At 53.0% G+C, this 25,774-nt stretch carries 25 protein-coding genes; 3 read left to right on the top strand and 22 right to left on the bottom strand.

Features of this window, described 5'->3' with window-relative positions:
- Window position 1: 1 nt before the first annotated feature.
- From LPW40_RS01180 to LPW40_RS01165, 4 genes are all read right to left on the bottom strand, one after another.
- Complete coding sequence (locus tag LPW40_RS01180; protein WP_230820420.1) at window positions 2–883, bottom strand: SIR2 family NAD-dependent protein deacylase; 882 nt, start codon at window positions 881–883, stop codon at window positions 2–4.
- A gap of 16 nt (window positions 884–899) precedes the next feature.
- Window positions 900–1,670: a protein-ADP-ribose hydrolase gene (locus LPW40_RS01175; protein ID WP_413775978.1), complete on the bottom strand. Its 771-nt coding sequence runs from the start codon at window positions 1,668–1,670 to the stop codon at window positions 900–902.
- An 86-nt stretch (window positions 1,671–1,756) separates the two neighbouring features.
- Complete coding sequence (locus tag LPW40_RS01170) at window positions 1,757–2,089, bottom strand: glycine cleavage system H family protein (RefSeq protein ID WP_230820418.1); 333 nt, start codon at window positions 2,087–2,089, stop codon at window positions 1,757–1,759.
- Between the two features lie 15 nt (window positions 2,090–2,104).
- On the bottom strand, window positions 2,105–3,124 hold the full coding sequence (locus tag LPW40_RS01165; RefSeq protein WP_230820417.1) for an LLM class flavin-dependent oxidoreductase: 1,020 nt from the start codon (window positions 3,122–3,124) through the stop codon (window positions 2,105–2,107).
- A 166-nt stretch (window positions 3,125–3,290) separates the two neighbouring features.
- Between LPW40_RS01165 and LPW40_RS01160 the strand changes: the two genes are divergently transcribed.
- Entirely contained in the window at window positions 3,291–4,478 is a 1,188-nt protein-coding gene (locus LPW40_RS01160) for an NADH-dependent flavin oxidoreductase (RefSeq protein WP_230820416.1), read from the top strand.
- Window positions 4,479–4,549: 71 nt separating this feature from the next.
- Here LPW40_RS01160 and LPW40_RS01155 read toward each other — a convergent pair whose 3' ends face one another.
- The 6 genes from LPW40_RS01155 to LPW40_RS01130 all read right to left on the bottom strand — a co-directional run bounded on the left by LPW40_RS01155 (window position 4,550) and on the right by LPW40_RS01130 (window position 10,844).
- Window positions 4,550–5,209 (bottom strand): class A sortase, encoded by a 660-nt coding sequence (locus tag LPW40_RS01155; protein ID WP_230820415.1) that lies wholly within the window; start codon window positions 5,207–5,209, stop codon window positions 4,550–4,552.
- A complete protein-coding gene (recG, locus tag LPW40_RS01150) occupies window positions 5,206–7,179 on the bottom strand; it encodes an ATP-dependent DNA helicase RecG (protein ID WP_230820414.1) in 1,974 nt (657 codons plus the stop codon). Before recG ends, LPW40_RS01155 begins: the two co-directional genes overlap by 4 nt.
- A 1-nt stretch (window position 7,180) precedes the next feature.
- Window positions 7,181–8,053: an L-serine ammonia-lyase, iron-sulfur-dependent, subunit alpha gene (gene sdaAA, locus LPW40_RS01145; protein WP_230820413.1), complete on the bottom strand. Its 873-nt coding sequence runs from the start codon at window positions 8,051–8,053 to the stop codon at window positions 7,181–7,183.
- 18 nt (window positions 8,054–8,071) lie between these two features.
- On the bottom strand, window positions 8,072–8,737 hold the full coding sequence (gene sdaAB / locus LPW40_RS01140; RefSeq protein WP_230820412.1) for an L-serine ammonia-lyase, iron-sulfur-dependent subunit beta: 666 nt from the start codon (window positions 8,735–8,737) through the stop codon (window positions 8,072–8,074).
- Window positions 8,738–8,809: 72 nt separating this feature from the next.
- Window positions 8,810–10,456, bottom strand: coding sequence for a DAK2 domain-containing protein (locus LPW40_RS01135; protein ID WP_230821042.1), 1,647 nt, complete (start codon window positions 10,454–10,456; stop codon window positions 8,810–8,812).
- Window positions 10,457–10,475: 19 nt separating this feature from the next.
- Window positions 10,476–10,844 carry an Asp23/Gls24 family envelope stress response protein gene (locus tag LPW40_RS01130; RefSeq protein ID WP_097038254.1) on the bottom strand — a complete coding sequence of 123 codons (369 nt, stop codon included), beginning with the start codon at window positions 10,842–10,844 and terminating at the stop codon, window positions 10,476–10,478.
- Window positions 10,845–11,195: 351 nt separating this feature from the next.
- Between LPW40_RS01130 and rpmB the strand changes: the two genes are divergently transcribed.
- On the top strand, window positions 11,196–11,384 hold the full coding sequence (gene rpmB, locus LPW40_RS01125; protein WP_230820411.1) for a 50S ribosomal protein L28: 189 nt from the start codon (window positions 11,196–11,198) through the stop codon (window positions 11,382–11,384).
- Between the two features lie 122 nt (window positions 11,385–11,506).
- Here the strand turns inward: rpmB and LPW40_RS01120 are convergent, their stop codons facing one another.
- The 4 genes from LPW40_RS01120 to rsgA are packed head-to-tail and all read right to left on the bottom strand — an operon-like array spanning window position 11,507 to window position 14,353.
- Window positions 11,507–12,208, bottom strand: coding sequence for a DUF554 domain-containing protein (locus LPW40_RS01120; RefSeq protein WP_230820410.1), 702 nt, complete (start codon window positions 12,206–12,208; stop codon window positions 11,507–11,509).
- A 14-nt stretch (window positions 12,209–12,222) separates the two neighbouring features.
- Window positions 12,223–12,840 (bottom strand): thiamine diphosphokinase, encoded by a 618-nt coding sequence (locus LPW40_RS01115; RefSeq protein ID WP_230820409.1) that lies wholly within the window; start codon window positions 12,838–12,840, stop codon window positions 12,223–12,225.
- 3 nt (window positions 12,841–12,843) lie between these two features.
- Window positions 12,844–13,488: a ribulose-phosphate 3-epimerase gene (gene rpe / locus LPW40_RS01110; RefSeq protein WP_230820408.1), complete on the bottom strand. Its 645-nt coding sequence runs from the start codon at window positions 13,486–13,488 to the stop codon at window positions 12,844–12,846.
- 1 nt (window position 13,489) lies between these two features.
- A complete protein-coding gene (gene rsgA, locus LPW40_RS01105; protein ID WP_230820407.1) occupies window positions 13,490–14,353 on the bottom strand; it encodes a ribosome small subunit-dependent GTPase A in 864 nt (287 codons plus the stop codon).
- Between the two features lie 93 nt (window positions 14,354–14,446).
- Here rsgA and LPW40_RS01100 point away from each other — a divergent pair, with 93 nt between their 5' ends.
- Window positions 14,447–14,758: a rhodanese-like domain-containing protein gene (locus tag LPW40_RS01100; protein WP_230820406.1), complete on the top strand. Its 312-nt coding sequence runs from the start codon at window positions 14,447–14,449 to the stop codon at window positions 14,756–14,758.
- A 50-nt stretch (window positions 14,759–14,808) separates the two neighbouring features.
- Here the strand turns inward: LPW40_RS01100 and LPW40_RS01095 are convergent, their stop codons facing one another.
- The 8 genes from LPW40_RS01095 to coaBC form a co-directional block, all read right to left on the bottom strand.
- The gene (locus LPW40_RS01095) at window positions 14,809–16,083 is read right to left on the bottom strand and encodes a cytochrome P450 (protein ID WP_230820405.1); all 1,275 of its coding nucleotides are present in this window, start codon (window positions 16,081–16,083) and stop codon (window positions 14,809–14,811) included.
- Between the two features lie 90 nt (window positions 16,084–16,173).
- A complete protein-coding gene (gene pknB / locus LPW40_RS01090) occupies window positions 16,174–18,096 on the bottom strand; it encodes a Stk1 family PASTA domain-containing Ser/Thr kinase (RefSeq protein WP_230820404.1) in 1,923 nt (640 codons plus the stop codon).
- Window positions 18,093–18,839 carry a Stp1/IreP family PP2C-type Ser/Thr phosphatase gene (locus LPW40_RS01085; RefSeq protein WP_097038237.1) on the bottom strand — a complete coding sequence of 249 codons (747 nt, stop codon included), beginning with the start codon at window positions 18,837–18,839 and terminating at the stop codon, window positions 18,093–18,095. Before LPW40_RS01085 ends, pknB begins: the two co-directional genes overlap by 4 nt.
- A gap of 1 nt (window position 18,840) precedes the next feature.
- Complete coding sequence (gene rlmN, locus LPW40_RS01080; RefSeq protein WP_230820403.1) at window positions 18,841–19,944, bottom strand: dual-specificity RNA methyltransferase RlmN; 1,104 nt, start codon at window positions 19,942–19,944, stop codon at window positions 18,841–18,843.
- Between the two features lies 1 nt (window position 19,945).
- Complete coding sequence (gene rsmB / locus LPW40_RS01075) at window positions 19,946–21,247, bottom strand: 16S rRNA (cytosine(967)-C(5))-methyltransferase RsmB (RefSeq protein WP_230820402.1); 1,302 nt, start codon at window positions 21,245–21,247, stop codon at window positions 19,946–19,948.
- Between the two features lie 5 nt (window positions 21,248–21,252).
- Window positions 21,253–22,182, bottom strand: a complete 930-nt coding sequence (fmt, locus tag LPW40_RS01070; protein WP_230820401.1) for a methionyl-tRNA formyltransferase — start codon at window positions 22,180–22,182, stop codon at window positions 21,253–21,255.
- 9 nt (window positions 22,183–22,191) lie between these two features.
- On the bottom strand, window positions 22,192–24,570 hold the full coding sequence (priA, locus tag LPW40_RS01065; protein ID WP_230820400.1) for a primosomal protein N': 2,379 nt from the start codon (window positions 24,568–24,570) through the stop codon (window positions 22,192–22,194).
- Window positions 24,570–25,772: a bifunctional phosphopantothenoylcysteine decarboxylase/phosphopantothenate--cysteine ligase CoaBC gene (coaBC, locus tag LPW40_RS01060; RefSeq protein ID WP_230820399.1), complete on the bottom strand. Its 1,203-nt coding sequence runs from the start codon at window positions 25,770–25,772 to the stop codon at window positions 24,570–24,572. Before coaBC ends, priA begins: the two co-directional genes overlap by 1 nt.
- Window positions 25,773–25,774 lie beyond the last annotated feature (2 nt).

The raw sequence follows: 25,774 nt of genomic DNA, 5'->3' as shown, positions 1-25,774 counted from the left end.
ATCATCCTTTATATGTTAATGTCTTATATGCATTCAATATATTCTCCTGTATGTCCCCGGTCAGCGCCACGGTCTGCGGCCTCACCGCCTCCGGGATCCTGTATGTCTTCTGGTTCATCGGGACATAGACCGCATCCTTGTTCTGGCGCGTCATCCTCCAGAATGGATGCTTGATGTACTGCGGTGTCGTGTAGCCGACCCCGATCTCCAGGTACAACACCTTGCCCGATTTGTGCGCTTCGAGGAAAGCCTCATACTTCTGCCGGTCCGCTTCGAAGGCCGCATCCTCCACCATGCCTTTTTCCGCAGTGCGCTTGTTGATTTCCATCGGCGCATCGCATTCCGGACAGCGCGGAATGAGTTCCGGCGGGATTTCCATATCCTTCTGGACCCGGACCATCTCACGGATCTGATCATCGTGGCGGTATGTCTGCTGGTGGCAGAAGGCGGAGCACTGCCAAAGTGCATACTCGCCCTGGTAATAAAACACCTTGTCCATATCGTAATCCGCCGCATAGAATGCGTTGTCGGCATTCGTCGTGATGACATGGTAATCCTTGTCTTCGATCATCTTCCTAAGGGCGATGTATCCCTCACCCGCCGGCTGATCCAGATAATTCAGCTCGACGAAGCGGCTCTGGAACGCCCAGTACTCCGTCCGCGTCGGAAAGTCGAAGAGGCTCGCCTGGAGCATGTCGAACCATTTGTACTTGCCTATGAAATCCGGGAAGTTCTCCGTAAAGCGCTTACCCGTATATGTAAACCCGTCAGCCGCAGACATCCCGGCACCGATGCCGACCACGATCGCATCCGCTTCGTCGATCATCCCCGCGAGCAGACGGCTTTCATCCTTCTCTGATTTTAAAGTATGCCAATTTTCCATAAAGAAACGACCCTTCCTAAGCTAAATGTGATTCGTAAATTTTCAGATCCTCATCGTCAAACACGTTGAAGATGACTTCGAGGCGGGAACCGCTGTCCTTTAAATAATCCGTGACCGCATCGACTGCGATTTCCGCCGCCCGTTCCTTCGGAAAGCCGAACACCCCTGTCGAGATGCTGCAGAAGGCGATGCTGCCGACATCCTTTTCATCAGCGAGCGCAAGACAGCTCATGTAGCACCTTCGGAGCAGGTCCTCCTTCATCCTGGAGACCCTGCCGTCCTGGACGTAAGGCCCGACGGTGTGGATGACGTGATCTGCCGGCAGATTGTACGCAGAAGTGATCTTCGCACGCCCGACCGCCTCTTTCCTGCCCTGCCGCTCCATCAGTTCCGCACACTCCAGGCGCAGCGCCGCACCCGCCTTCGTATGAATGATGTTATCGATGCAGTCATGGTTCGGGATGAAGCAGCCGAGCATGTCCGGGTTCGCCGCATTGACGATTGCACCGGCCTTGAGTGTCGTAATGTCGCCCTGCCATAAATAGAGCCGGTCCCGGACCGGTGTGAGGTCGCTTACGGCCGTGACACCCTCTGAGTTATAAGTGCCGAGGAACGCATCCTGCACATCGAGGAACTCCCGGGATAGTGGTTTTGCCGGGCGGCGGTTGGCAAGCCCCCTGAACATCTGGAAGCGTTCATCGAAACTCTCCGGTACTGGCTCATTTTCGTCCATTTCCTGCTGCATATGCGAAATCAGGAAATGCAGCCTTTGTAGTTGAGACATCATATATATCACCTGATCCTTAAAAAATAAGCCTGCATCCCATGCCGTGACATTTGAATGCAAGCTTAAAAATCGAATGCTAAGATTGATTATGCATTTTCAAGTGCATTGAATTCAGCTTCATCGACGCCTGTCAGTTTTACGACCCAGCTCTCGTCCGGATCGGCCGAATTCAAAAGCTCCGGTGTATCCGCCGCTTTTTCGTTGACTGCCACGACTTCGCCCGCGATCGGCGTCGTCAGATCCAATACTGTTTTGGAACCTTCAAGCTCGAGTATGGAGTCGTCTTTTTTCAGGCTCTTTTCCTTCGTGAACTCGACGAATCCGACCGTCCCGATATCGTCCTGCAGCTCAGGCGTCATGATCAGCTTATATTCTTCACCGTTTTTTTCAATCCATAAGTAATTTGCAACTTTCCTCATTTATTACCCTGCTTTCTAATTGTTTGATATTTTTAACTCCGACGCGATCAGATCAAGTGCGTGCGCACGGTTTCCTGCCCCGGGTATGAGCGGGATGATGAGCAGCTCATCCACATCCAGGGTCCCGGCAATGGATGAAAGTCCGGCGGCCGCACCCTTTTTATCCCCGACGATCATCCGTGTGCGGTTATCCTCGATCCTTTTCCTGTCTGTTTCAGTATAAGGATAATCCGCGGCAGTTTCAACCGATGGCATGCGGTCGAATTCGCTGAAATTGTCCTTGCCGAGCAGCCAGAGGCCCAGCGCCTCCGCGAGCCGGTCCGCTTCTTCCGCGGTGTCCGCCGCGACGACGAAAGGTGCTGCCATCACCATGGGTTTTTCCATGACGGCGGAGGGCCGGAAATTCTCCCTGTAGACACGGATGGCTTCCCGTCCGACTGCCATCTTATCCTTTGATGCATATGGGAACAGGCCGAAGACATAACCGACCCCGAGGCGCGCAGCGGTCATCGCCGACTTCACACTCGTGCTGAGCATCCACATCTCCGGGTTCGTGCCGCCTGCGGGGTTTGCCGTCAGGTCATTGAAGCGGTGCTCCGGATCGTCGGTGTTCGCCACGTACTTCACGATGTCGCTGATGTTCTCCTCATAACGCTGCTTCCTCGGACGGGTTTCGTTCATCGCTTTGTTGACGATCTTCGTGCCGATCGTATTGCCGAAGCCGAGGTCCACCCGGCCGGGATGGAGGGTTTCAAGCATCCTGAAGTTTTCCGCGACTTTGAGCGGGCTGTAGTGCGGTATCATGACCCCTCCGGAACCTAGCCTGATCGAATCCGTCTGCCCCAGGAGGTGCATCATCAGCATTTCGGGACTGCTGCTCGCAAAAGCGCTCACATCATGATGCTCCGCAATCCAGAATCTGTGGTAACCCAAAGCTTCAGCCTTTTTGCACAATGCGGCCGTTTCGTAGAGAGCCTCCGCCGGCGACCGGCCTTCATCCACGACGGCATAATCCAAGACATTCAGTTTTATCATCCATACAAATCCTTTGGTATTTATTTCACATATTTATACACCATTATAGCTTTGCACAATTTAACCGTCAATCCATAGAACCGTTTCACATTGACATAAATCCGTTCTATTGCTAATTTTGAAGTTGACGATTCAAGAACAGATGAAAAATTAAAGGAGTCAAGAGATGAACAGTAAATATGCACCTTTATTCGAACCACTCGTCCTGAAGAACGGCATCCGGCTCGATAACCGCTTCGTCCTCTCGCCGGTGATCACCAACTCATCGACCAGGGAGGGGCTTGTCACCGAAGAGGACGTACTCTACCATGCCCGGCGTGCAGGCTCTGCCCCGATCCAGGTGACGGGGGCTGCATACATCGAACCTTACGGCCAGCTTTTCGAGTACGGGTTCAGCGTGAGCGATGACCGGACGATACCGGGCCTGAAGCGGCTTGCGGATGCGATGAAGCAGGACGGGGCAAAAGCGGTGCTGCAGCTCACTCATGCCGGGCGCTTCTCGAACCAGGCGATACTCGACCTCGGCACCGTATACGGCCCGAGCTTCATGGAACTGAACGTGCCCGTCAAGCACCAGGTGCTGCCGATGACGAAACGGAAGATTGATATGGTCGTCCAGGATTATGCCGATGCCGCAAGACGCGCGATCAAGGCAGGCTTCGACGGTGTCGAAGTCTCGGCGGCACAGCGCCTCCTCATCCAGACCTTCTTCTCGAAGTTTTCAAATGAACGGGAGGATGAATACGGTGCCGCGACACTTGAAAACCGCTCCCGCTTCGGGCTCGAAGTGATACAGGCGGTCGCCGATGTCATAAAAGAAGAAGCGCCGGAAGGCTTCATCTTCGGCTTCAGGGGCACGCCGGAAGAGACGCGCGGGCAGGAAGTGGGATACACCGTCGATGAATTCCTGCAGTTCATCGATATGGCGGAGGAGATTGCCGACATCGACTACCTCGCCATCGCAAGCTGGGGCAGGAACATCTATAAGACGACGGTCCGCGCCGAAGGGCCGAACCAGGGCGAGCCGGTCAATAAAGTCGTCTACGACCATGTCAGGGGCAGGATCCCGATGATGGCGACAGGCGGCATCAACGACCCCGACAAGGCGCTTGAAGCGCTTGAACATGCCGATATGGTCGGCGCTTCGACCCCGTTCATCACAGAACCCGACTTCGTCTCAAAACTCGCATCAGGCCGTGAAGATGAAATCGACCTCCAGTTCACGGTCGATGAAATCGACGATCTGAAGATACCGGAAGCCGCATTCAAGGATATCGTGAGGATGATGGATTACGGCGAAGGACTGCCGAAGGATACAAGGGACGAACTCAGGCGGCTCGCCGAGGAAAAATGACGGCAGTCTCAAAAATGAAAAAACGCACCTCCCTTTTCCGGGGCAGGTGCGTTTTCATGTGTCTATGGATTTCATTCAACGATTTCCGCTTTGACGATCATGCGTTTTTCAAACAACAGTGTTTCAGGGTTGTAATCATCACAGGTGATCAATGTGAGCTGCTGCGGATCACCCTCGGTCTGATCCATGACTTCGACCTGGGAGGGGTCCACTTCAAAAATCTCGGTGATTTCATACTTACGCACTTCATCACGGGTGATGAGTTCGATCTCGTCGCCGACGGCGGCACGGTCGAGGTAGTTGAAGCGGATGCCGGCACCTTCCACACGGTGCCCGGCGATCGGTATGTTCTGCATATCGATGTGATCGTCATCATGGACGAATGATATGCCGTTGCGCATCTTCGCCTCGGTCACCGGTCCGTAGTACAGCGGCTCGCTGATATCGGCGCTCTCGATATTCAAAACGCCCGCCATATCATCGCTGATATTGATGTCCGTGCCCGTGTCGCCACCGGCCTCCGTCTCTGCCGAAGCTTCACTGTACGGTTCAATGCCGGTGATGAAAGTTTCGAACTGGTTCACCCCGACATTTTCCTCGCCGTTTTGGAACCCTTCGATCACCCGTTCATTGATGCGGTCGGTGTAATATTCCTGGATGTCCTGCCAGAAAAACAGTACGACGGCGGAAAAGATCAAAAGCACTCCGGCCGCCCTCATCATCATCCTCATCTTGAATCCTCCATATGTTCAAATACGCTGATCGCTTCTTTTCTCGCATATTCCAGCATGCGGTAATCCTCAATCAGGTCTGCAACCTTGAACTGCGGCAGACCGCTCTGCCTGACGCCGAAATAATCGCCGGGGCCGCGCATCTCGAGATCCCTCTCGCTCAGTTCGAAGCCGTCCGATGTGGAAGTCATGATCTCCATGCGCAGCTTCGCATTATCCGTCTGGGGCTGGCTGACAAGCATGCAGTAGCTCTGCCTGCTGCTTCTGCCGACGCGCCCCCTCAGCTGATGCAGCGTGGAGAGCCCGAACCGTTCAGCGTTGAAGATGACCATCATCGTCGCATTCGGCACGTTGATCCCGACTTCAATGACCGTCGTGGAGATCAGTATCTTCTTCTCTAGCGTTTCAAATAAATGCATGCCGTGGTTCTTCTCCTCGGGCTTCATCCTGCCGTGGACGAGCTCCACCGTCTCGTCACCGAAGTGGTCTATGAAGGCCTGGTAGATTTCATTGACATTCTTCAGATCGAGCGTTTCGGATTCCTCGATCAGCGGCGCCACGACATAGGTGCTGTACCCTTCATTGAGCTGTGCACGCACAGCCGCCATCACCTGATCCATTTCATCGAAAGTGTGCCATGAAGTTTCGACCGGTTTTCGCCCTTTCGGCATCTCCCGGATGATCGATACGTCCATATCCCCGAAAGTCGTGATGGAGAGCGTCCTCGGTATCGGTGTCGCCGTCATGTAAAGGATGTTTTTCCTGTATGACTTGGCCTGCAGTTTCTGCCTCTGCCTCACCCCGAACCTGTGCTGTTCATCGATGATGATGAACGAGAGCCTGTTGAATGCGACATCGTCCTCCAGAACCGCATGCGTCGCGATCAGGAGGTCGATTTCACCGAGCCTGAGGCCCTCCAGTATCCGGTCCTTCTCTTTTCTTGAAGTGCTGCCCGTCAGCCTTTCAATCGTCAGTTCATCCTTGAACGTATCCTTGAACGATTCATAATGCTGGTTTGCGAGCACTTCCGTCGGCACCATGACCACACTCTGCTCCCCGATCGTCTTGACGGCATACACACATATGCCGGCGACGATCGTCTTCCCGCTCCCGACATCACCCTGGAGGAGGCGGTGCATGGAAATGTTCTGCTTGAAGTCCCGGCAGATGTCATTGACACCCGCCTTCTGATCGCCGGTGAGCTCGAACGGAAGCGTCCCGATGAAGCGCTTCAGCCTTTCAACATCGTAATTGATGATGTAGTGATCGTTCCTGACGCGCTCCTCGCTGCGTTTATGCATCAGTTTCAGCTGGAACTGGTAAAGCTCGTAAAACTTCACGGTCCTTCTTGCATCATGCAGTCTGTCCCGGCTCTTTGGGAAATGCAGTTCGTACAGGGCATCCCGCAGTGTCCACAGCTGATATTTGCTTTTCAGCGCTTCGGGAAGGTCATGGTTGAAATGATGGCTGTCGAATACTTCTGCGACGAGCTTGCTGAAGGTCTTCGCATGCATCACCCGGTTCAGGCTGTACTTGACGCTGTAGCCGGGCGAGGTATCGAAGATCAGCCGCTGTCCGTTGATTTCAAGCTTGTTCCTGTCGAATTTGCCGTAGACCCTCGCAAATTCATCTATGATCAGCTTGTCCTTCAAATACGGCTGATTGAAGAAGACCACTTTCGTATATATGCCGTCGATATCCATGAAGCATGTGAGACGGCTCATGCCGCGTCTGAAAAAGGCGAGCTTCGGCTCGGTCTTGACCGTCCCTTCGACGGTGATCGAACTGTCATGCTCCGCCTCCCGCAGATCCACGACGGACTGGTCGACATAGCTCGTCGGCAGATGGAAGACGACATCATTCACATCACGTATTTCCAGTTCATGAAGTTTCTCCGCTGTCTTCTCACCGACCCCCTTCAGTCCGCTTACAGGGGTGCCGGGGGTGATGACTTCATACATCGCGCACATATTACTCCGCTCCGAATATTTCCTGCATCAGGCGGTTGCCTGTCGGTGTCGCGGCAAGGCCGCCGCGCCCCGTCTCACGCAGTGCCGACGGCATGGTGAGTCCGATCTTGTACATCGCCTCGATCACTTCATCTGCAGGTATCCTCGATTCGATGCCTGCAAGGGCCATATCAGCAGCCGTCAGCGCGTTGGAGGCACCCGCTGCATTTCTTTTTACACATGGGACTTCGACCAGGCCCGCCACAGGGTCACAGACGAGGCCGAGCATGTTTTTCAGCGCAATCGCAAACGCATGGCCGGACTGTTCCGGCGTGCCGCCCGCTGCTTCGACAAGGCTTGCTGCAGCCATCGCACTCGCACTGCCGACTTCCGCCTGGCAGCCGCCCGCAGCACCCGAGATGCTCGCGTTATTCGCCACGACGAAGCCGAATGCACCGGAGGTGAACAGGAATCTGACCATCTCTTCCTTCGTCAGGCCCCTCTGCTCATTCATCGCGAATAAAACACCCGGGACCACGCCGGCGGAGCCCGCTGTCGGGGTCGCACAGATCTTGCCCATGGCCGCGTTGACTTCGTTCGTGCTCACCGCGTATGCGATGGCGAGCAGGTTCAGATCGCCACCGAGCCCTTTGCCGCTCTCGATGTATTTCTTCATCTTGACGGCATCATTGCCCGTCAGTCCCGTCTGGCTCGTCACGCCGCCAATGCCCTGATCCACAGCATCCTGCATGACGTCCAGGTTGCGTTCCATGTCCTGGTACACTTCCAGGTAGGAGCGTTTGGAAACCCTGATCTCCTGTTCCATCATGATCTCACTGATCGGTTTATTCTCCGAATTGGCTATCTCGATTAATTGTGCAATACTGTTGAACATGACATTACCTCCTGTATATTAATTTTCGGCCATCTCGATCACTCGGTCGACGCCGTCTATGTTCCGTACTTCCTCTATGATTTTAGGGCTGATCTCTTCATCCAGCTCTATGGTCATCAGCGCGATGTCGCCCTTTTCCTTACGGGAGACATTCATCTGGCTGACGTTGATTTCATTGTTGCCGAGGACGGTCGTGACACGTGCGATCGTCCCGAAAGTGTCCTGATGGAAGACGAGCAGGGCGTGATAGTTGCCCGAGATGTTGATTGCATAATCATTGATGCTGACCAGCTCTATCTTGCCCCCGCCGATGGAGATCCCTTCAATCATCAGGCGTTCCTCACCTTTGACGAGCCGGAGCATCGCCGTATTCGGGTGGCTCCGTTCCTCTTCCATCTCGATGAAATTCACCTGCATGCCGACCTCTTCTGCATATTCCTTGGCTTTGATGATCCGGTTGTCGTCTGTATCAAAACCGAGCAGCCCGCCGATCAGGGCGACGTCGGTGCCGTGTCCGCGGTACGTGTCCTTGAAGGAGCCGTATAAATATATATCCACGTAATCCGGCGTGCCGCCGAAAAGACTTTTGGCCAGCAGGCCGATGCGCGCCGCCCCCGCGGTATGCGAGGATGACGGTCCGACCATCACCGGGCCGATTATATCAAATACACTTTTATACTTCATATCTGGAACCTCCATTGTAAAAATACCACATCAGTGATCGCACTGATGTGGCATTCTGTCTTTTTTGAGCAATTACTCTACAGATACAAGGTAACTGTAGACCGGCTGCTGACCGTCGTGAATCTCAAATTCAATATCATTATAGCTGTCTTCCAGCTTTTCCACAATCGCATCGACTTCGTCCTCAGAGCCTTCATCACCAATGATCACCGTGACGATCTCCGCATCCTCATCAAGCATGCTGACGATGAGGTTCTCGAGCGTCTCGCTCCGGGAGTCGGAGGCGACATCGATCTTGCCGTTGTTGATGCCCATATGCTGGTCCTTTTTGATCTCTATGCCGTCGATTTTGGTGTCGCGCACGGCGTAGGTCACCTGTCCGGTCTTCACATGCTCGAGTGCGGCCTTCATCGCTTCTTCATTCTGTTCGAGCGACCCGTCAGGGGAGAACATCAGCATGCTGGAAAGTCCTTCCGGGATTGATGTGGTCGGGATGACGACTGCGGGGATGTCCAGCATCTGCTGGGCCTGCTCTGCCGCCATGATGATGTTTTTATTGTTCGGCAGGATGATGACCTGCTTCACTTCGTCGTCTTTGATCGTATTCAGTATGTCTTCGGTGGATGGATTCATCGTCTGTCCGCCGTTGATGACATGTGTGACGCCGACACTTTCAAACAGCGCCTTGATGCCGTCTCCTGAAGATACGGTGATGACGGCGGTGTCATATGACTGCTTCTCCTTCACCGCCGTATCCGCCTTGCTGCCGTGAACTTCCCTGAACTGTTCGCGCATGTTCTCGATCTTCATCTTGATCAGCTCACCGTAGCTCGCGCCGTATGTCATCGCTTCGCCGGGCGTTTCGGTATGCACGTGCACTTTGACGATTTCATCATCGGAGATCACGAGGAGCGAGTCGCCGAACCCTTCCATTTCGTTCCGGAACTCTTCTTCGTTAAATTCACGCTTGCCGTCTTCGAATCGTACCATGAACTCCGTACAGAAGCCATATTCAATGTCCTCGACGGACATGAATTCATTGAAGTCATGTTCATCATTGACGAACGTCTCGGTATCGAGCGCCTCTTCGGCTACTTCGACCTTTTCACCTTTCATGGCGGCGAGGAACCCTTCATACACATATACGAGACCCTGCCCGCCGGAATCGACGACGCCGACTTCTTTAAGCACAGGGAGGAGGTCCGGTGTACGCTTCAAAGACGCCTTTGCCTCCTCGATCACCGCCTCCATCACTTCAATCAGCGATTCGGAGGTTTCAGCCTTCTCGACGGCCGTCGCACTTGAATCTTTGGCGACCGTGAGTATCGTGCCTTCAACAGGCTTCATCACAGCTTTATAGGCTGTCTTCACACCCTGGTCGAGGGCGGCCGCGAAAGATTTCGCATCCACCGACTCTTCATCCTCGATCGCTTTTGAAAACCCGCGGAACAGCTGTGAGAGGATCACACCTGAATTGCCGCGGGCGCCCATCAGCAGCCCTTTGGAGAAATGCCTGCCCATCTCCCCCATATGTTCGATTTCCCTGCCGCTGACTTCATCGGCACCCGAAGTCATCGATAAATTCATGTTCGTACCGGTGTCACCGTCAGGCACCGGGAAAACATTCAGTGAATCAACATAATCTGCGTGCTGCCTCAAATTGTCAGCACCCGTCAAAATCATATCTCTGAAAATTACACCATCTATCTTATCCATGATATCATCATGTCCTCCCAGCTTACTCATCCGTATTAATCATTCTGACACCTTGTACATGAATGTTAATTGTATTTATGGTCAATCCAAAAGTTTTTTCCAGTCTGTATTTCACGCTTGTCTGCACATTATTTGCAACTTCGGATATCTTCACACCGTAGCCGACGATAATGTACAGGTCGACATCAAGAAGGCCGTCATTGTTTTCCACTACGACACCGCGGGAATAGTTCTCCTTGCCGAGCAGTTCGGCAAAACCGTCCCTCACCTGGTGCCTCGAGGCCATGCCAACCACACCGTAGCTTTCCACTACAGCTTCACCGGCAATGTTTGCTATCACATCGATTGCGATGTCGATTGATCCAAGTTCATTTTTAATTTCGAGTGTCATTCCCTCGCCTCCAGTACATCATATAATTATAATCAAAAACATTCGTCAATTACAAGGCACAATCATGATTCTTTACAGATAATTTCACCGCCCGGACGCCGGGTGTATTTATGCGCTTATCTACATTATAATTTATTGCCGGAAAAGTTGAAAGAATAAGCCGCTCAACTCCGCCATTGCAGCCGGGTCCGGATATGTTAAAATGGAGTCCCGCCGGCCTGCCGGTGGTGTTCATCGGCATACTGCGATTTCCACTGGACACCGGACGGAATTTCATGTATTATGTTATAGTATGTCAAAGATGATACAATCAAATTAAAGTGAATTTTGTTAATAAAGGAGATGTACGGCATGAGCAAAGAATGTTATTACACTGGACGTAAAAGTGCGACAGGCAACAACCGTTCACACGCTATGAATGCAAACAAAAGACGCTTCGGCGCCAACTTGCAGAAAGTCAGAGTCATGATCGACGGCAAACCTCAAAAAGTATGGGTTTCAGCCCGTGCTCTTAAATCAGGTAAAGTTGAACGCGTTTAATCCTGCGTGCTGAATCCCCATCATCCGGATGATGATGGGGATTTTTGTGTTTATATGGTGTTTTTTTGGACTTATGCATCCGGCCCAAAATAAAAAGCAGCCTGAAGGCTGCTTTTTTCGTCTTATATGATGTTTATGATGTAAACCATGATCATTCCGACGAAGATGGCCGGGATCATGTTCCCGACGCGCATTTTCGTGATGTTCATCATGTTCATCCCGATCGCAAGCAGTATGACGCCGCCCGTGGCACTGACCTGGAAGATGATCTGCTCAAGTATCACTTCCGGGATGACTGTGGCGATCCCCTGTGCAGACAGGATGATGATCGAGATGTAAATGAACGCCGGCACACCGGATATGATCACACCGAGTCCGTAAGTGGTCGTCATGACGATGGCGATGAAGAAGTCCATCATCGCTTTTGTATAGAGGACGTCATTGGAACCCCTGAGCCCCGCATCCAGGCCCCCGACGATCGCCATGGCGCCCACGATGAATACAAGTGTCCCCGAGACGAACCCCTGGGAGAGGTTACCGGAGTGCTTATCACCGAGCCGGATCTCCATCCAGTGGCCGAAACGGTTCAGCAGCGCCTCCAGCTGGATCAGTTCGCCGATGATCGTCCCGATGATCAGGCTGAGCAGCGTGATGATGATCGCCTCAGCCCCGACCACCATCTGTATACCGAGCGTCATGATGACCAGTGCCTGTATTTTCATTATGGAGTCTTTGATGGTCTCGGGGATGAAAGTGAAGACAAGACCGAGCAACCCCCCGATGAATATCGCAAGCGCATTCGCTATAGCCCCCATCAATATCATGATGCCACCTCCATTCAATCATTCGATTGTATCATTAATATTGGCTGTGATGTCTTTACATAAGCTTTTTCATGCAGGAATTCATTGCTGATGGTGAGTGTCGAGCCCAATGTGAGCGGTGTCTGCTCCAGCGGATATTTGAACCCGTCGAGCGTCAGCACCGTATTCTGGAACAGGGGGATGAATGAAACATATCTCATCGCCTGATTCCTCACCGGTTCGTGTTCACCTTCGCCAAGAAGTTCGAGGACATTCTGCGGATCGATGATCCGGATCCTGACACCGGCAAGTTCCGGATTTAAGAGCAGCTGCACGTTGCCGAATAAATGATCCAGCCTGCCGCCTGTGGCACCGTACACATCGATTGACGCATATCCCTTCCCTGCAAGGTCGAGCAGCGCAATTTCAAGATCCGTATCATCCTTCTCGCTTTCGACAGGGTTGATATCGAGCCTCTCATCAATATACCGCCGCTCAGCCTCGGTGATCGAGTCGAAATCCCCGTATGTGAAAAGCGGGGTGACCCCCGCTTCAAGCAGCAGATACACACCGCGGTCGACCCCGGCCCAGCGCGCGTTTTTCATGTCCGGGATCGGAGCATCCGTCTCCCTGATTAAAATGTTGATATGCATCGGTTACTTACGCAGCGCTTCGATGGTGGCTTTCTTATCTTCCGCCTTGAACAGGTAGGACCCGCTCACGAGAAGCTCCGCGCCCTCCGCCTTGCACAATGCTGCGGTTTCATCATTGATGCCGCCGTCCACTTCGATTTCAAACTGGAGGTTCTTCTCACGCCTGATGCTGTTCAATTCCGCAATCTTGACGAGGCCCTCCTCTATGAAGCTCTGGCCGCCGAACCCAGGGTTCACGGTCATGATCAGGACGAAATCGACGTCGCCGAGCAGATGCTGTACGTGTGAGACCGGCGTATGCGGATTCAGGGCGATGCCCGCCTTCATCCCTTTGCTCTTGATCAGCTGCACCACCCGGTGCGGATGGTCGGACGCTTCAATATGGAAAGACAGCATATCCACGCCCAAATCTTTGAATTCATCGATGAACTGATCCGGGTTCAATGTCATCAGATGCACATCGAGCGGTATGCCGGATGCCCTGCTGATCGCTTCGACGACCGGCAGCCCGTAGGATATGTTCGGCACGAACTGGCCGTCCATGATGTCCAGATGGAAAATATCGGCACCCGCCTCCTCCATCGTCCTGATTTCTTCACCTAGTCTTGAAAAATCACTCGCAAGGAGTGATGGCAGCACTTTATTCATGTCAGTACCTCTCTTTTCTGGATTCTATCTCTTCGAATATCTGTTTGTAACTCTCGTATCTGGAGGCTGCAAGCCGCCCCTCTTCCACGGCCAGCTTCACACCGCATTTCGGTTCGTTGATGTGGAGGCATTCCCTGAACTTGCATTCCTCACCCGGTCCGTCGAAATCTATAAAACATGATTTCAGGTTATATTTGTCGATCATTGAAAAATCAATTGTGCTGAAGCCCGGTGTATCGGCGATGTACCCGCCGGCGATTTCAATCAACTCGACATGCCGGGTCGTATGCTTGCCCCGGTTCAGCTTGTTTGAAATTTCATCCGTGATGAGCGCCGTCCCGGGCAGTATCGTGTTGATCAGCGTCGATTTCCCGACACCCGACTGCCCTGCAAGGACACTCAGCTTATCTTTGAAGATGGACAGCATCTCATCATCGACTTTATTATTATCGGTGAAGAACACCGGATACATGTCATACACTTCCCGGATCTCCGCCATCAGCGCTTCGTCCCCGGCGAGATCTGTCTTGGTGATGACGACCACCGGCTTCATGTCCTGGGCCTCCGCATAGGCGATGAACCGGTCGAGCAGATAGTAATTGAAATCAGGCGAGACCAGGCTCATGGCGAGCAGCACCTGATCGATGTTCGCCACCGGCGGCCGCACCATCGAATTCCTCCGTTCATCGATCGCGGTGATGTAGCCTTCCGTCTCGTTTTCTATCTGGAACCGGACGATGTCGCCTACAAGGGGCGACTCGGAAGTCTTCCTGAACAGGCCGCGTGCGCGCGCCTGGTAGATCCGGTCTTCCGATTTGACGTAATAAAAACCGCTCAACGCTTTTACAATCTGACCTTTCTTCATAACTCACCCCAAATATTATAATACATCAATTATAACAGTTCACCGGTTATGGTAAAATAAAATCATCAAAACATATTAGAAAGGTTTGAAATTATGGCTAAAACAGTACACGTAAGCGAAATAAACGACATCATCAAAAATGATGATGCGGTTTTGATCGACGTCAGGGAAACCGATGAACTGAAGGAGACCGGCTATGTGCCCGGTGCAATCCTCCTTCCCATGTCCACCCTCAGCATTGAAGATGAAACCCTGAAGAAGCATAAAGACGACACACTCTATATCATGTGCAGAAGCGGCAGACGCAGCGAAAACGTCCAGCATGCACTCCTTGAGCAGGGGTACGACGCGGTCAATGTCGAAGGCGGCATCCTCGAGTATGAGGGTGAGCGGGAAGAATTATAAAAGAAAGCCTCTCCGGTGATGGAGAGGCTTTTTTCATTCAATCGGTCATTTTAGTCCCTGTCTACGACTTCACGGACATTTTCAATGATGAATCCGCTCTTCACATAACCAGGCAGGCTGTTGAGGTCAACAGTCAGATCCTGCTCAGGCACATCGTAAGTGATGCGTGAAGCGAAATATTTCATCGTCTCCTGCATGATGATGACCGTCATCCACTCGCCTGCACAGCGGTGGTTCGTGTAGTAATCGCCGCCGCCCTGCGGGATGAGGTCGAACGGGCTGCCGTCCCAGTCCTTGAACCTTTCCGGGTAGAACTCATTCGGGTTTTCCCATACATTCGGGTCATGCATCGTTCCGTAAATATCGATCGCAAGCATCGTATCCTTTTCGAAATCATAGCCTTTATACTGAAAATCTTCTTTCACTTTTCCTGGCAGGTAAGGGACGAATGGATAGAAACGTCTCACTTCCTGTGCGAACATGTAGGCATAATCGTCATCCTGCTTGATCTTTTCTCTCGCCACCGGGTTTTCATACATTGCCAGGGCGCCGAAAGCGATGAATCTGTTGATCGCGATCAACGGACGGAATGTGTTCATCAGGTCGATGCCGCACAACCTTGAATCCATCGGCTCGCCCTTGTAGTCTTTCCAGTGTGCAAATTCATAAAGCGCTGTGCCTTTCGGCGGATGGATCTTGCCTTTACGCGTCTGGATGATCTGGTCTTCAAGCCAGTCCTCCACGCGGCGGCGTGCTGCCTTCGATGCCCTGTAGCCCTTGAAGGCACTGCCGATTGCCTTGAACGAGTCGATCATGATGTCCATATCCGTCGCGATGTTCTCGATCTCTTTTTCAGGTGCCTGGACACCCGCCCAGCGTGTGCCGACTTTCGTCAGGAGGATGATGGATTCACGGTATACGTTGACCTGATCCATATTTTCCATCCTCTGCGTGTTCATAAGCCAGTGGTTGCGCGTCAGCTCCCGCAGATACTGCAGGTTGCCTTCCGTCATCAGTGACATGAACAGTGCCTTACGGTCGATATGGACTTTACCAGTCGTCGTATGGATCGCACCTTTACCGAATAATGTATTGACGACACGTTTCGGCAATGTACCCGAACGTTCCACTTTATCGTTGTCATAGAACAGCTCGGCACCGTCTTTTCCGGATAAGATGATGATTTTCTTACCGCCGAGTGCACGGGTTTCGAATACGCCGTCTTTGACGCCGAGACGCTCCCGCTGGTTCGTGGTGTACAAATAGCCCTGTTTCATTATTTTAGCTGTGTTGTCGATACCTTTGTCTTTTTTGATAGTAGCCATGAAAGATCCTCCAATTAACTGTTTTCTAATTCATTATATTATAAAGCGATCAGCGATTACCAACATTTGCATGGGATTCACGCAATATCCCTATTCTTCGTATGGTATCTCCTCATCGATTACTTCTTCCCCGTCCACTTCCACCATAAACGCACCCGTCTCACCGGGTTCGATCTCAAGGCGGACAGTATGTGCCGTATCTTCCGTGATCTCGAAAGTTTCATAAACTTCCCCGATGTCCGGATTGTTTGCATCCTCTATATGAATGTTGACGGTTTTGGGCGGGGCCTCTTCCGAAGAATCCTCCCCGTCATCATCCTCGTCCTCCTCCCCGTACGGTATATTGACGGTTGTGGAATAGAGCATGTTCTGAGGCGGCTCCGGACCGATTGAAACGACCAGGTTTATGGTCGATCCGGGCAGGAAGCTGCCGTAGCTCGGATCCTGGCTGATGACGGCGCCCTGTTCGACGTCTTCACTGTAGAGCTCCTGGGAAATGACGACGTTGAAGCCGTTCTGTTCGAGTGCATCCCTTGCCTCTTCGAACGGCTCCCCGGCATAATTCACGATTTCCACCGGTTCGACGCCCCGGGAGACTTCGAGCTGGAGATTGTGTTCATCCGGCCGGATTTCCTCACCAGGCCCGATCGACTGGCTGAGGATCGTGCCGGGCTCTGCATCGGCATACACTTCCGTCAGATCTATGCGGTTGAAGTTGATTTCATTCAGCTGCTGCTGGATGTCGGAGAAGTTCTCACCGGTGAAGTCCGTCATCACGAATGGCGCTTCCCCGGCGCTTACGATGAAGTCGACGGCAGTCCCGAATTCGACGGTGGCACCGCTCTTCGGGCTGGTCTCCACGACTTCCCCGGCTTCGAATGTCTCGTTATACTCCTCGGTGACCTCGCCCATCTCAAGCTGATGTTCCGCAAGGCTCGCTTCCGCAGCCTCAAGGGACATCCCCTGGAAGTCGGGCATGGTGAGGGCCGTCACTTCTTCTTCCTGGCCGAACATCATATAAGCACCGAGTCCCGCGGCGGCGAGCATGAACAATAGAGGGATGAGCCATAGCCATCCGCTTTTTTTCTTTTCGGGCGGCCCCGCGGCGATGGCAGAAGATGCTGCCGCCTTCGGCGCGGGTTTTATTTTCCCGGTCTGTATCGTGGAGCCGTCCTCTGCACCGGTATGCATATATGGTGTATCGATGGTGTCGTATTTCCTCAAGTCTTCCAGGATCATATCGACATGACGGTAACGGTCCGCCGGTTTCTTTTCGGTGCATTTCAGAATGATGTTCTTAAGCCCCTGTGGGATCGTCCTGTAATCGTCGATTTCCGGCAGCTTTTCCGATATCTGCTTCAGAGCGACCGACACCGGTGTCTCCCCGCTGAACGGCACTTCGCCTGTCAGCAGTTCGAATAAAACGATCCCGAAGGAATAAATGTCCGTCCGCTCATCGGTGTTCTGACCTTTTGCCTGCTCAGGCGAGATGTACTGTACGGAACCCATGACCTGGTTGGTCTCTGTCATCCTTGTCTCACTGAGTGCCTTGGCGATGCCGAAATCGGTGATCCTCACCCGGTTCTCACCATCCAGCAGGATGTTTTGCGGCTTGATGTCACGGTGGATGATGCCCCTGTTGTGCGCATGTTCAATGCCGTCCAGTATCTGGACGGCGAGATTCACCGACTCCTCGATTGAAATCGGATGATTCTCCTTGATATATTGCTTTAATGTCGGTCCGTCCACAACTTCGGTGACGAGCAGCTGGTACTCATCCGTCTCATCCACATCGAGGACATTCACGATATTCGGGTGGGAGAGCTGGATCGTGCTCTGGACTTCACGCTGGAACCTGAGCCGCGACCGCTCCTCATCATGAGCATCCACCTTGATCATTTTGACCACCACGTTGCGGTTCAATATGATATCTTCCGCAAGGTAGACGGAGCTCATCCCCCCGCCGAGGTACTTCAGTATTTTGTACCGTTCCGACAGTAATCTGCCTATCACATTGCCGCACCCACTTTCAGGCCGGCAAGACAGACGCTTATGTTATCCCTGGATGCATTATCTTCAGCCTGCCTGATCAATGAGTCGAGCCTTTCCATCAGACTTAAGTTCTGCTGATACAGCGTACGGTGGATGTCATCCTCCCGGAGGACATCCGTCAGACCGTCGGATGCAAGGAGGATGTAGTCGTACTGCTTGTTCCTGAGCCGGAATATATCCGGCTGGATCAGCCTGTCGGTGCCCATCGCTTTTGTGATGATGTTCCTTTTGGGGTGGTTCTGGGCCTCTTCTTCAGTGATTTCGCCGGACTCCACAAGGAGGTTGACGAAAGAATGGTCCCGCGTCACCTGCTCGATCGAACGGCGCCGCATCACATATGCCCTTGAATCCCCGACATTCAGTATGAATATGACATCTTCGATGATGGCGGCAAGCACGAGTGTCGTGCCCATGCCCCTGTAATCCGGGTGACCATGCTGCAGGTCGTACAGCCTGCGGTTGGTCCGGATGACCAGTTCACGCAGGAAATCCTCCGCCTGGCCGCTTTTGATGAGGTTCTCCTGTTCCCAGGCCGCCTGGATCTCATCATTGACAAATTTCGATGCCACATCTCCGTGCGCATGACCGCCCATGCCGTCCGCGACCAGGAACAGCACCTGATTTGTGCCATTGTAAAAAACGCCGGTCCTGTCTTCATTCAGTTCACGAAATTTACCACGAATGCTCTTGTCAATGATTTCCAAGTTAACTCCCCGTTTCTTCTTTTGATTCTTTTGCTCTCAGCTGTCCGCATGCGGCATCTATGTCCGTCCCCTGTTCACGCCTCACCGTGGCGTTGATGCCCTGATGATTGAGTGTTTCAAGAAAATCGAATATATCGTCACGCTTCGTCCTCACATAGTTCCGCTCAGGCACATGGTTCACCGGGATGAGGTTGACATGGCACTTCAGATCTTCGATCAGTTCCGCAAGTTTCAGTGCGTCTTCCTTCCTGTCATTGACGCCGCCGAACAACCCGTATTCGAATGAAATCCTGCGGCCGGTCTGCTGCTGGTAATACCTCAGTGAATGCATGAGCTTCTCGATGTCATACGCACGGTTGACCGGCATCAGGCGGGAACGCTGCTCATCCGTCGGTGCATGGAGGCTCACCGCGAAATTGATCTGGATATCCTCGTCTGCGAAGTCATATATTCTCGGGACGATGCCGCTTGTCGAGACCGTGATGTGGCGGGCACCGATGTTCAGCCCGTCATCGTGGTTAACGATCCTGATGAACTGCATCATCGGATTGTAGTTTTCAAACGGCTCGCCGATGCCCATGATGACGATGCTTGATACACGCTCATCCGTTTCATCGAGGGCTTTTTGGATCTGCACGACCTGGGAGACGATTTCGCCTGCTTCAAGGTTCCGTTTCAGCCCGCCGAGCGTCGAGGCACAGAACGAGCAGCCGATCCGGCAGCCGACCTGTGTCGTCACACATACCGAATTCCCGTAATCATGGCGCATCAGCACCGTCTCTATCGTATAGCCGTCCCTCAGCTTGAAGAGGAACTTCATCGTGCCGTCGACACTCTCCTGTTTGACGAGGGTCTCCAGCGGTTCGATGCTGTAATGCGACTTCAGTTTCTCGCGGAGGGACTTCGGCAGGTTCTTCATTTCATCGAAATCATCCACACGGTGGCTGTACAGCCATTCGAATACCTGGCTGCCGCGGTACGCATCCTCCCCCCACTCCGTCATGATGTCAGTCAGGTCATCCTTCGACAGATTATAGACGGACGGTGTATCGAAATCCGGCTGGAATAAATCTTTTACTGGTTTTATATCGGGTCTTACAATCATTTTAAACATCCTTTTTGAACCGGGCGATGAAAAAGCCGTCGGTATTTAATTCATGTGGCAGTATCTGCCGGTGCGGCCCTGTGAAATCCAGTGCCGGAATGTGAAACTCGTCAAACTTAAAGTTATCATTACTTTTGATAAATGTATATGCCACATTTTCATTTTCCATCTGATGGATCGTGCATGTCGCATAGATCAGGATGCCGCCGGGTTTCAGGAACTGTTTCACATGGTCGAGTATCCTGAGCTGCAGGTCGACTAGGCTGTCGATGTCCTTACTGTTCCGCTCGTATCTGATTTCAGGTTTCCTTTTGATGACCCCGAGGCCGGAACACGGCGCATCGACGATGATCTTATCGTACATCTTAGGGTATTCATGCTCTGTCGCATCCCCTTTGAAGGCATCGAAGTTGTCGAGTTTGAGCCTTTTGGCATTACGCTCGATAGTCCGCACCTTATGATCGTAGATGTCGCTCAGATCGACATGCCCGGACGGATTCTTCTCAAGCGCATGCAGGCCCTTTCCGCCCGGTGCGCTGCACGCATCGAGTATCACTTCCCCGTCCTGCGGATCGAGGGCGGTGTTTACGAACATCGAACTCACGTCCTGGATGCTGAAATCGCCGTCCCTGTAGGCATCGGTGTTCATAATGCTCGCACCGCTCGTGACGGTGAGTGCATCCGGATGCAGCTCAGTCGTTTCCACCGGATGGCCTTCAAGGGCGAGCCTTTCCTTCAGTGTCTCGGGATCCGTCTGCCTGGAGTTCACCCTGATGTACATCTCGGGGTTTTCAGTGAGGCTCTGCGCAATCCTTTCAGGCCCCTCCGCCTTGTAATGCGTGACCCAGTGGCTGATCATCCACTTGGGGATGCTCGTCTCCACCGACAGCTTCTTCTGCGGGTCTTTTATTTCCGATGTATCCCGGAGCGGTTCGCGCATCAGGTTCCTCAGGATGGCGTTCGTCGTGTTCCCCGCCTGCCTGCCGCCGTATTCCTTGGCGATCTCGACGGTTTCATTGATGACGGCATACGCCGGCACCCGGTCCAGGTAGATCATCTGATAGGCGGCCATCTCGAGCAGGTGCCTGTGCCATTTCTTCACTTTCGTCCTGAGGAACGGCTGCAGATAAAACTCCAGCGTGAGCCTCCGTGACAGCGTGCCGTAGATCAGCTCGGTGAAGAGCCCTGCATCTTTCCCGGAAAGTTCGCCGGACTTCAGCACTTCATCTATGACGATGTTGCTGTAGGCCTTCTCGTCCATTATCTTCATATAAGCGGCAAATGCCGTCTCCCTTACACTCATCTTCATCATCCTAACGATTGACCGACGAGATCCCGTCGGTTTTGAATAAATTCCTTCGCAGACGTCCTTTTCTTCCCTGCAAGCTGGACTTCCGTGATCAGCAGTTTCTCATCGCCTGCCGCAACCAGGAATCCTTCATCATGGACGCCCAATATCTCACCGGCAGGCTTCGCCGTCTTCTCGCCTGTGAGTTTTGCGCCGTAGATCTTAAGACGTTTGTCGCCGAGTTTCGTGTATGCGCCCGGAAAAGGTGAAAGGCCGCGTATATGATTGAAGACTTCCTGTGCCGGCCTGTCGAGGTCGAGCCGCTCATCCTCTTTTGAGATGTTCGGACTGTAGGTTGCGGATGCGTGGTCCTGCGGGATGCTTTCATTGGAGCCTTCCAAGATCGACGGCAGCGTCTGGAGCAGCAGTTCGCTGCCGAGCCGGCTCAGCTTGTCATGGAGCGCACCCGTGTCGTCCTCTTCGAGTATCGGTATCTCCCGCTGTGAGATGATGTCGCCGGAATCGAGTCCTTCAGCCATATACATGATGGTGATCCCGGTCTTTTCCGCGCCTGCCATCACCGCATGGTGTATCGGTGCACCGCCCCTGAACTTCGGCAGCAGGGAGGCATGCACATTGACCGCACCGTGCTTCGGCAGCTCGAGCAGCGCTTTTGGCAGTATCTGCCCGTATGCCGCGGTGACGATGATGTCGGGATCGATGCTTTCGAGTTTCCGCATCGCTTCCTCGTCCTTGATGTTTTCAGGCTGGTACACCTCTATGTCCAGTTCATTGGCCGCCGCCGCAACTTTCGGCGGGGTCATGATGCGTTTCCTTCCGACCGGCTTGTCGGGCTGGCTCACTACAAGATCCACCCCGTATGCCGCGTTGAGATCTTTTAATATGGGCACCGAAAAATCAGGCGTCCCCATGAATATGATATTGGGCATCGTTTCCTCCTACATAATATATTTTGGGTCCACATCAATCTTCAGTGAGAGCTTCTCTTTTTTGTAGAGCTCGTTGTAGTGCAGATTGATTTCATGCAGAACTTCCAAGAGATTCGGTTCATTTTTATATTTAAGCAATATTTGAAAACGGAACTGATTGTTGATCCGCTCGATGGGGCTCGGGGACGGGCCGACGATGATCGCCCTGTCCGTCACATTGTCCACAATCATCTTATGGATGTGCGTCGTCGCCTCCAGGCATTTCTGCACCGTTTCATGCGACACCGTGAACAGTACATGGAAGTAGTACGGGGAATATCTCGCAAGTCTTCTGAAGGCCATCTCCTTGTCGTAGAACGCCCTGTAATCGTTCGATCTCGCGAGCTCTATCGCATAGTGGTCAGGGTTGTATGTCTGGAAGATCACTTCCCCGGACAATTCATGCCTGCCGGCCCGGCCCGCCACCTGGGTGAGCAGCTGATAGGTCTTCTCGTTGGCCCTGAAGTCGGGGATGTTCAGCATCGTATCCGCATTCAGCACCCCGACAAGAGTGACATTCGGGTAATCCAGCCCTTTTGCGATCATCTGGGTGCCGAGGAGGATCGGGATTTCATTCTGTTCGAATGTGTTCAAAAGTTTTTCATGCATGCCTTTCCTGCGGGTCGTGTCGTTATCCATCCTGACGATATCGGTGTTGAACATATCCTTGAGCACTTCCTCCACCTTTTCGGTGCCTGTGCCCCTGAAAGTGACTTCGTCGCTGCCGCAGCTGTCACATTCGCGCTTTACGGCGTCCTCATAGCCGCAGTAATGGCACATGAGTGAAAACTGCGCTTTGTGGTAAGTCAGTGAAATATCGCAGTTCGGGCAGTTCGGCACGTGGCCGCAGCTCTGGCAGATCTGGAAATTCGCATAACCCCGCCTGTTGAGCAAAAGCACGGTCTGTTCGCCGTGCCGGATGCGCTCTTCTATCGCTTCCTTCAGCGCTTCCGACACGATCGAGATGTTGCCGTTCCTGTGCTCGATGGACATATCGACGATCTTCGTCTCGGTGAGCGCCTCCGTGACCGCCCTGTGGTTCAGTTCAAGCCTTGTATAGACGCCCCGCTCGCTGCGTGCATAGCTTTCAAGTGATGGTGTTGCCGAGCCGAGAATCACCGGGCAATTATAATACCGGCTGCGGTATTTCGCAACTTCCGCTGCATGGTACATCGGCCGGTCCTGCTGTTTATATGTCGTTTCATGCTCTTCATCAATGATGATGACGCCGAGCTTTTCGACAGGCGCGAACACGCTGCTCCGCGCGCCGACGACCACTTTCGCACCGCCGTTCCGCACCTTCAGCCACTCGTCATATTTTTCACCGTGCGAGAGCCCTGAGTGCAGCACCGCCACCTCATCGCCGAACCGCGCCTTGAAGCGGTTGACCATCTGGGGGGTGAGGGCAATCTCCGGCACAAGCATCAGTGCGGTGCGGCCTTTATCCAGCACATGTGCGATGGTCTGGAGGTAGATTTCCGTCTTGCCGCTTCCGGTCACCCCGTGAAGCAGGAACGTCTCCGGGATGTCTTCATCGACGGCATGTTTTATTTTCTCATAGGCATGCTGCTGCTCCCTGTTCAGTGCCTTCGGCAGATCCTCTTCGAAGACCCTCGATTTGTAAGGATCCCGGTCGACCACCACATCGATCCGTTCAACATATCCTTTTTTGACCAGCTCATTCACAGTCCCGGCGGTGTAGCCGTTTTCGAGCACGACCGAAAGCAGCACATGCTCATCATGCTGTTCGATGAAATCGAGCAGCTCGAGCTGCTTATGGGCACGGCCGAAATCACCGCGCGGTGCGAAGGTGGGCTTTAAGGCCCGTGCATATTTCTGCTTCGTATGCTGGGTGAGCACCGTTTTTTCCGTAACTTCGCCCGAGGCGATGAAAGGCTTCAATGCAGCAAGCTGTGACGTGGATAATTTTTTCACTTCCACTTCGGGGGGCAGGTTCATCCCCTGCCATGTGAGTGATGCCTCACCGCCAGGGTTGTCGAGCGACAGCATCTTCTTCGATCTGCTTTTCAGCGCCGCCGGCAGTATCGTCTCGATGACCGATATATAGGAGGCGATGTAGTGGTCCGCAAGGTGCCCGGCCAGCCGGATCAGCTCCGGTGTGAGGACCGGCTCCACATCGAGTGCGCGTATGATCGGCTTGATCCTCGCCGGATCGTAATCGACCTCATCCTTGATGTCGACGACATAGCCCTGGATCTGGCGGGGGCCGAAAGGGACGACCACCCTGTGGCCCACTTTAATCATATCCGTAAGTCCCTCGGGTATTTTGTATTCGAATATTTTATTGACATCACTGGCCGTGATGCTCACGATCACTGATGCAAACATCATCGCTCACGTCCGGTGTGTTCAAGGAGTTCCCGGATGATCTTTTGGGACAGTTCAGTTTTCGACGCTTTCTCCAGGTGTTTTTCGGAGCCGTCACGGAACAGCAGCGTCACTTCGTTGTCGTCACTGTTCATGCCGATCGCAGGATTGGATACATCATTCATGATGATGCAGTCGGCTTTTTTGTCCTTCAGTTTCTTCAGCGCATAATTTTTGACGTCATCCGTTTCGGCGGCGAACCCGACGACGTACATCCCTTCATTGTTGTGGCCGGCATACTTCAGTATATCCTGCGTCTTTTTCAGCTCGATCACCAGGTTGTCGGTGTCATCGGTCTTCTTCATCTTGCCCTCCGAAAAGCTCACCGGGGTGTAGTCGCTGACCGCTGCGGCGAATACGCCGATATCGGCATCCATATGCTGCTTCACCGCTTCAAACATCTCCTCGGTTGAAACGACGTCGACCACCTCCACCCCGGCAGGCGGAGCGAGTTTCACCGGCCCGCTGACCAGCACGACTTCTGCACCGAGTGATCTGAAGCCTTCGGCGAGGCTGTAGCCCATCTTGCCGCTGGAGTGGTTCGTCAGGTAGCGGATCGGGTCGAGCGCTTCCCGTGTCGGGCCTGCAGTGATCACCACTTTTTTGCCCTCGAGCGGCGCATCTTCCCTCGCGCTTAAAAAGTCTTCGATATAACCCAATATGTCCGGCACATTTGCCATCCGGCCCTTGGCATTATAACCGCACGCAAGAAAGCCCGATTCCGCATCGAGCATCTGATAGCCCTCATCAAGCAGCACCTGCATGTTCCTCTGGACCGCGGGCTGTTCATACATATGCACATTCATTGCAGGCGCAAGAAGTACAGGTTTCGTATTTGCAGCGAGGACATTCAAAAGCATGTTGTCGTATATCCCGTTCGCAAGCTTGCTGATCGTATTGGCCGAGACCGGGGCGACGATGATCAGATCCGCCCATTCACCGATGTTGATGTGTGAAATCACGGAAGGGTCCTCTTCTTTGAATGTATCCGTATATACATGATTGCGTCCAATCGCCTGGAATGCGAGCGGGGTGATGAACTCCAGCGCATTTTCCGTGAGCACCACCTTCACTTCATGTCCGTTCTGTATCAATTTGCTCGTCAGGTCGACAGCCTTATAGGCCGCTATGCTTCCCGTCACACCTATGACAATATTCGCCATCT

Origin of the sequence: Salinicoccus halitifaciens (assembly GCF_021026095.1) — a bacterium.
Lineage (GTDB): Bacteria > Bacillota > Bacilli > Staphylococcales > Salinicoccaceae > Lacicoccus > Lacicoccus halitifaciens.
Note: the sequence above shows the minus strand (reverse complement) of the source record. Positions and strands in the feature narration are given on the sequence as shown.

Excerpts from the sequence above, each read along its gene's own strand:
- priA (WP_230820400.1), bottom strand. The coding sequence starts at position 24,570 with ATGTTTGCATCAGTGATCGTGAGCATCACGGCCAGTGATGTCAATAAA.
- LPW40_RS01155 (WP_230820415.1), bottom strand. The coding sequence starts at position 5,209 with ATGAGGATGATGATGAGGGCGGCCGGAGTGCTTTTGATCTTTTCCGCC.
- sdaAA (WP_230820413.1), bottom strand. The coding sequence starts at position 8,053 with ATGTTCAACAGTATTGCACAATTAATCGAGATAGCCAATTCGGAGAAT.
- LPW40_RS01170 (WP_230820418.1), bottom strand. The coding sequence starts at position 2,089 with ATGAGGAAAGTTGCAAATTACTTATGGATTGAAAAAAACGGTGAAGAA.
- rlmN (WP_230820403.1), bottom strand. The coding sequence starts at position 19,944 with ATGATTGTAAGACCCGATATAAAACCAGTAAAAGATTTATTCCAGCCG.
- rsgA (WP_230820407.1), bottom strand. The coding sequence starts at position 14,353 with ATGAAGAAAGGTCAGATTGTAAAAGCGTTGAGCGGTTTTTATTACGTC.
- coaBC (WP_230820399.1), bottom strand. The coding sequence starts at position 25,772 with ATGGCGAATATTGTCATAGGTGTGACGGGAAGCATAGCGGCCTATAAG.
- recG (WP_230820414.1), bottom strand. The coding sequence starts at position 7,179 with ATGTGCGCGATGTATGAAGTCATCACCCCCGGCACCCCTGTAAGCGGA.
- LPW40_RS01180 (WP_230820420.1), bottom strand. The coding sequence starts at position 883 with ATGGAAAATTGGCATACTTTAAAATCAGAGAAGGATGAAAGCCGTCTG.
- fmt (WP_230820401.1), bottom strand. The coding sequence starts at position 22,182 with ATGCCCAATATCATATTCATGGGGACGCCTGATTTTTCGGTGCCCATA.
- LPW40_RS01175 (WP_413775978.1), bottom strand. The coding sequence starts at position 1,670 with ATGATGTCTCAACTACAAAGGCTGCATTTCCTGATTTCGCATATGCAG.
- LPW40_RS01120 (WP_230820410.1), bottom strand. The coding sequence starts at position 12,208 with ATGATATTGATGGGGGCTATAGCGAATGCGCTTGCGATATTCATCGGG.
- LPW40_RS01130 (WP_097038254.1), bottom strand. The coding sequence starts at position 10,844 with ATGACACTCGAAATTAAAAATGAACTTGGATCAATCGACATCGCAATC.
- LPW40_RS01100 (WP_230820406.1), top strand. The coding sequence starts at position 14,447 with ATGGCTAAAACAGTACACGTAAGCGAAATAAACGACATCATCAAAAAT.
- rsmB (WP_230820402.1), bottom strand. The coding sequence starts at position 21,247 with ATGAGTGTAAGGGAGACGGCATTTGCCGCTTATATGAAGATAATGGAC.
- LPW40_RS01095 (WP_230820405.1), bottom strand. The coding sequence starts at position 16,083 with ATGGCTACTATCAAAAAAGACAAAGGTATCGACAACACAGCTAAAATA.
- rpmB (WP_230820411.1), top strand. The coding sequence starts at position 11,196 with ATGAGCAAAGAATGTTATTACACTGGACGTAAAAGTGCGACAGGCAAC.
- LPW40_RS01115 (WP_230820409.1), bottom strand. The coding sequence starts at position 12,840 with ATGCATATCAACATTTTAATCAGGGAGACGGATGCTCCGATCCCGGAC.
- rpe (WP_230820408.1), bottom strand. The coding sequence starts at position 13,488 with ATGAATAAAGTGCTGCCATCACTCCTTGCGAGTGATTTTTCAAGACTA.
- sdaAB (WP_230820412.1), bottom strand. The coding sequence starts at position 8,737 with ATGAAGTATAAAAGTGTATTTGATATAATCGGCCCGGTGATGGTCGGA.
- LPW40_RS01160 (WP_230820416.1), top strand. The coding sequence starts at position 3,291 with ATGAACAGTAAATATGCACCTTTATTCGAACCACTCGTCCTGAAGAAC.
- LPW40_RS01165 (WP_230820417.1), bottom strand. The coding sequence starts at position 3,124 with ATGATAAAACTGAATGTCTTGGATTATGCCGTCGTGGATGAAGGCCGG.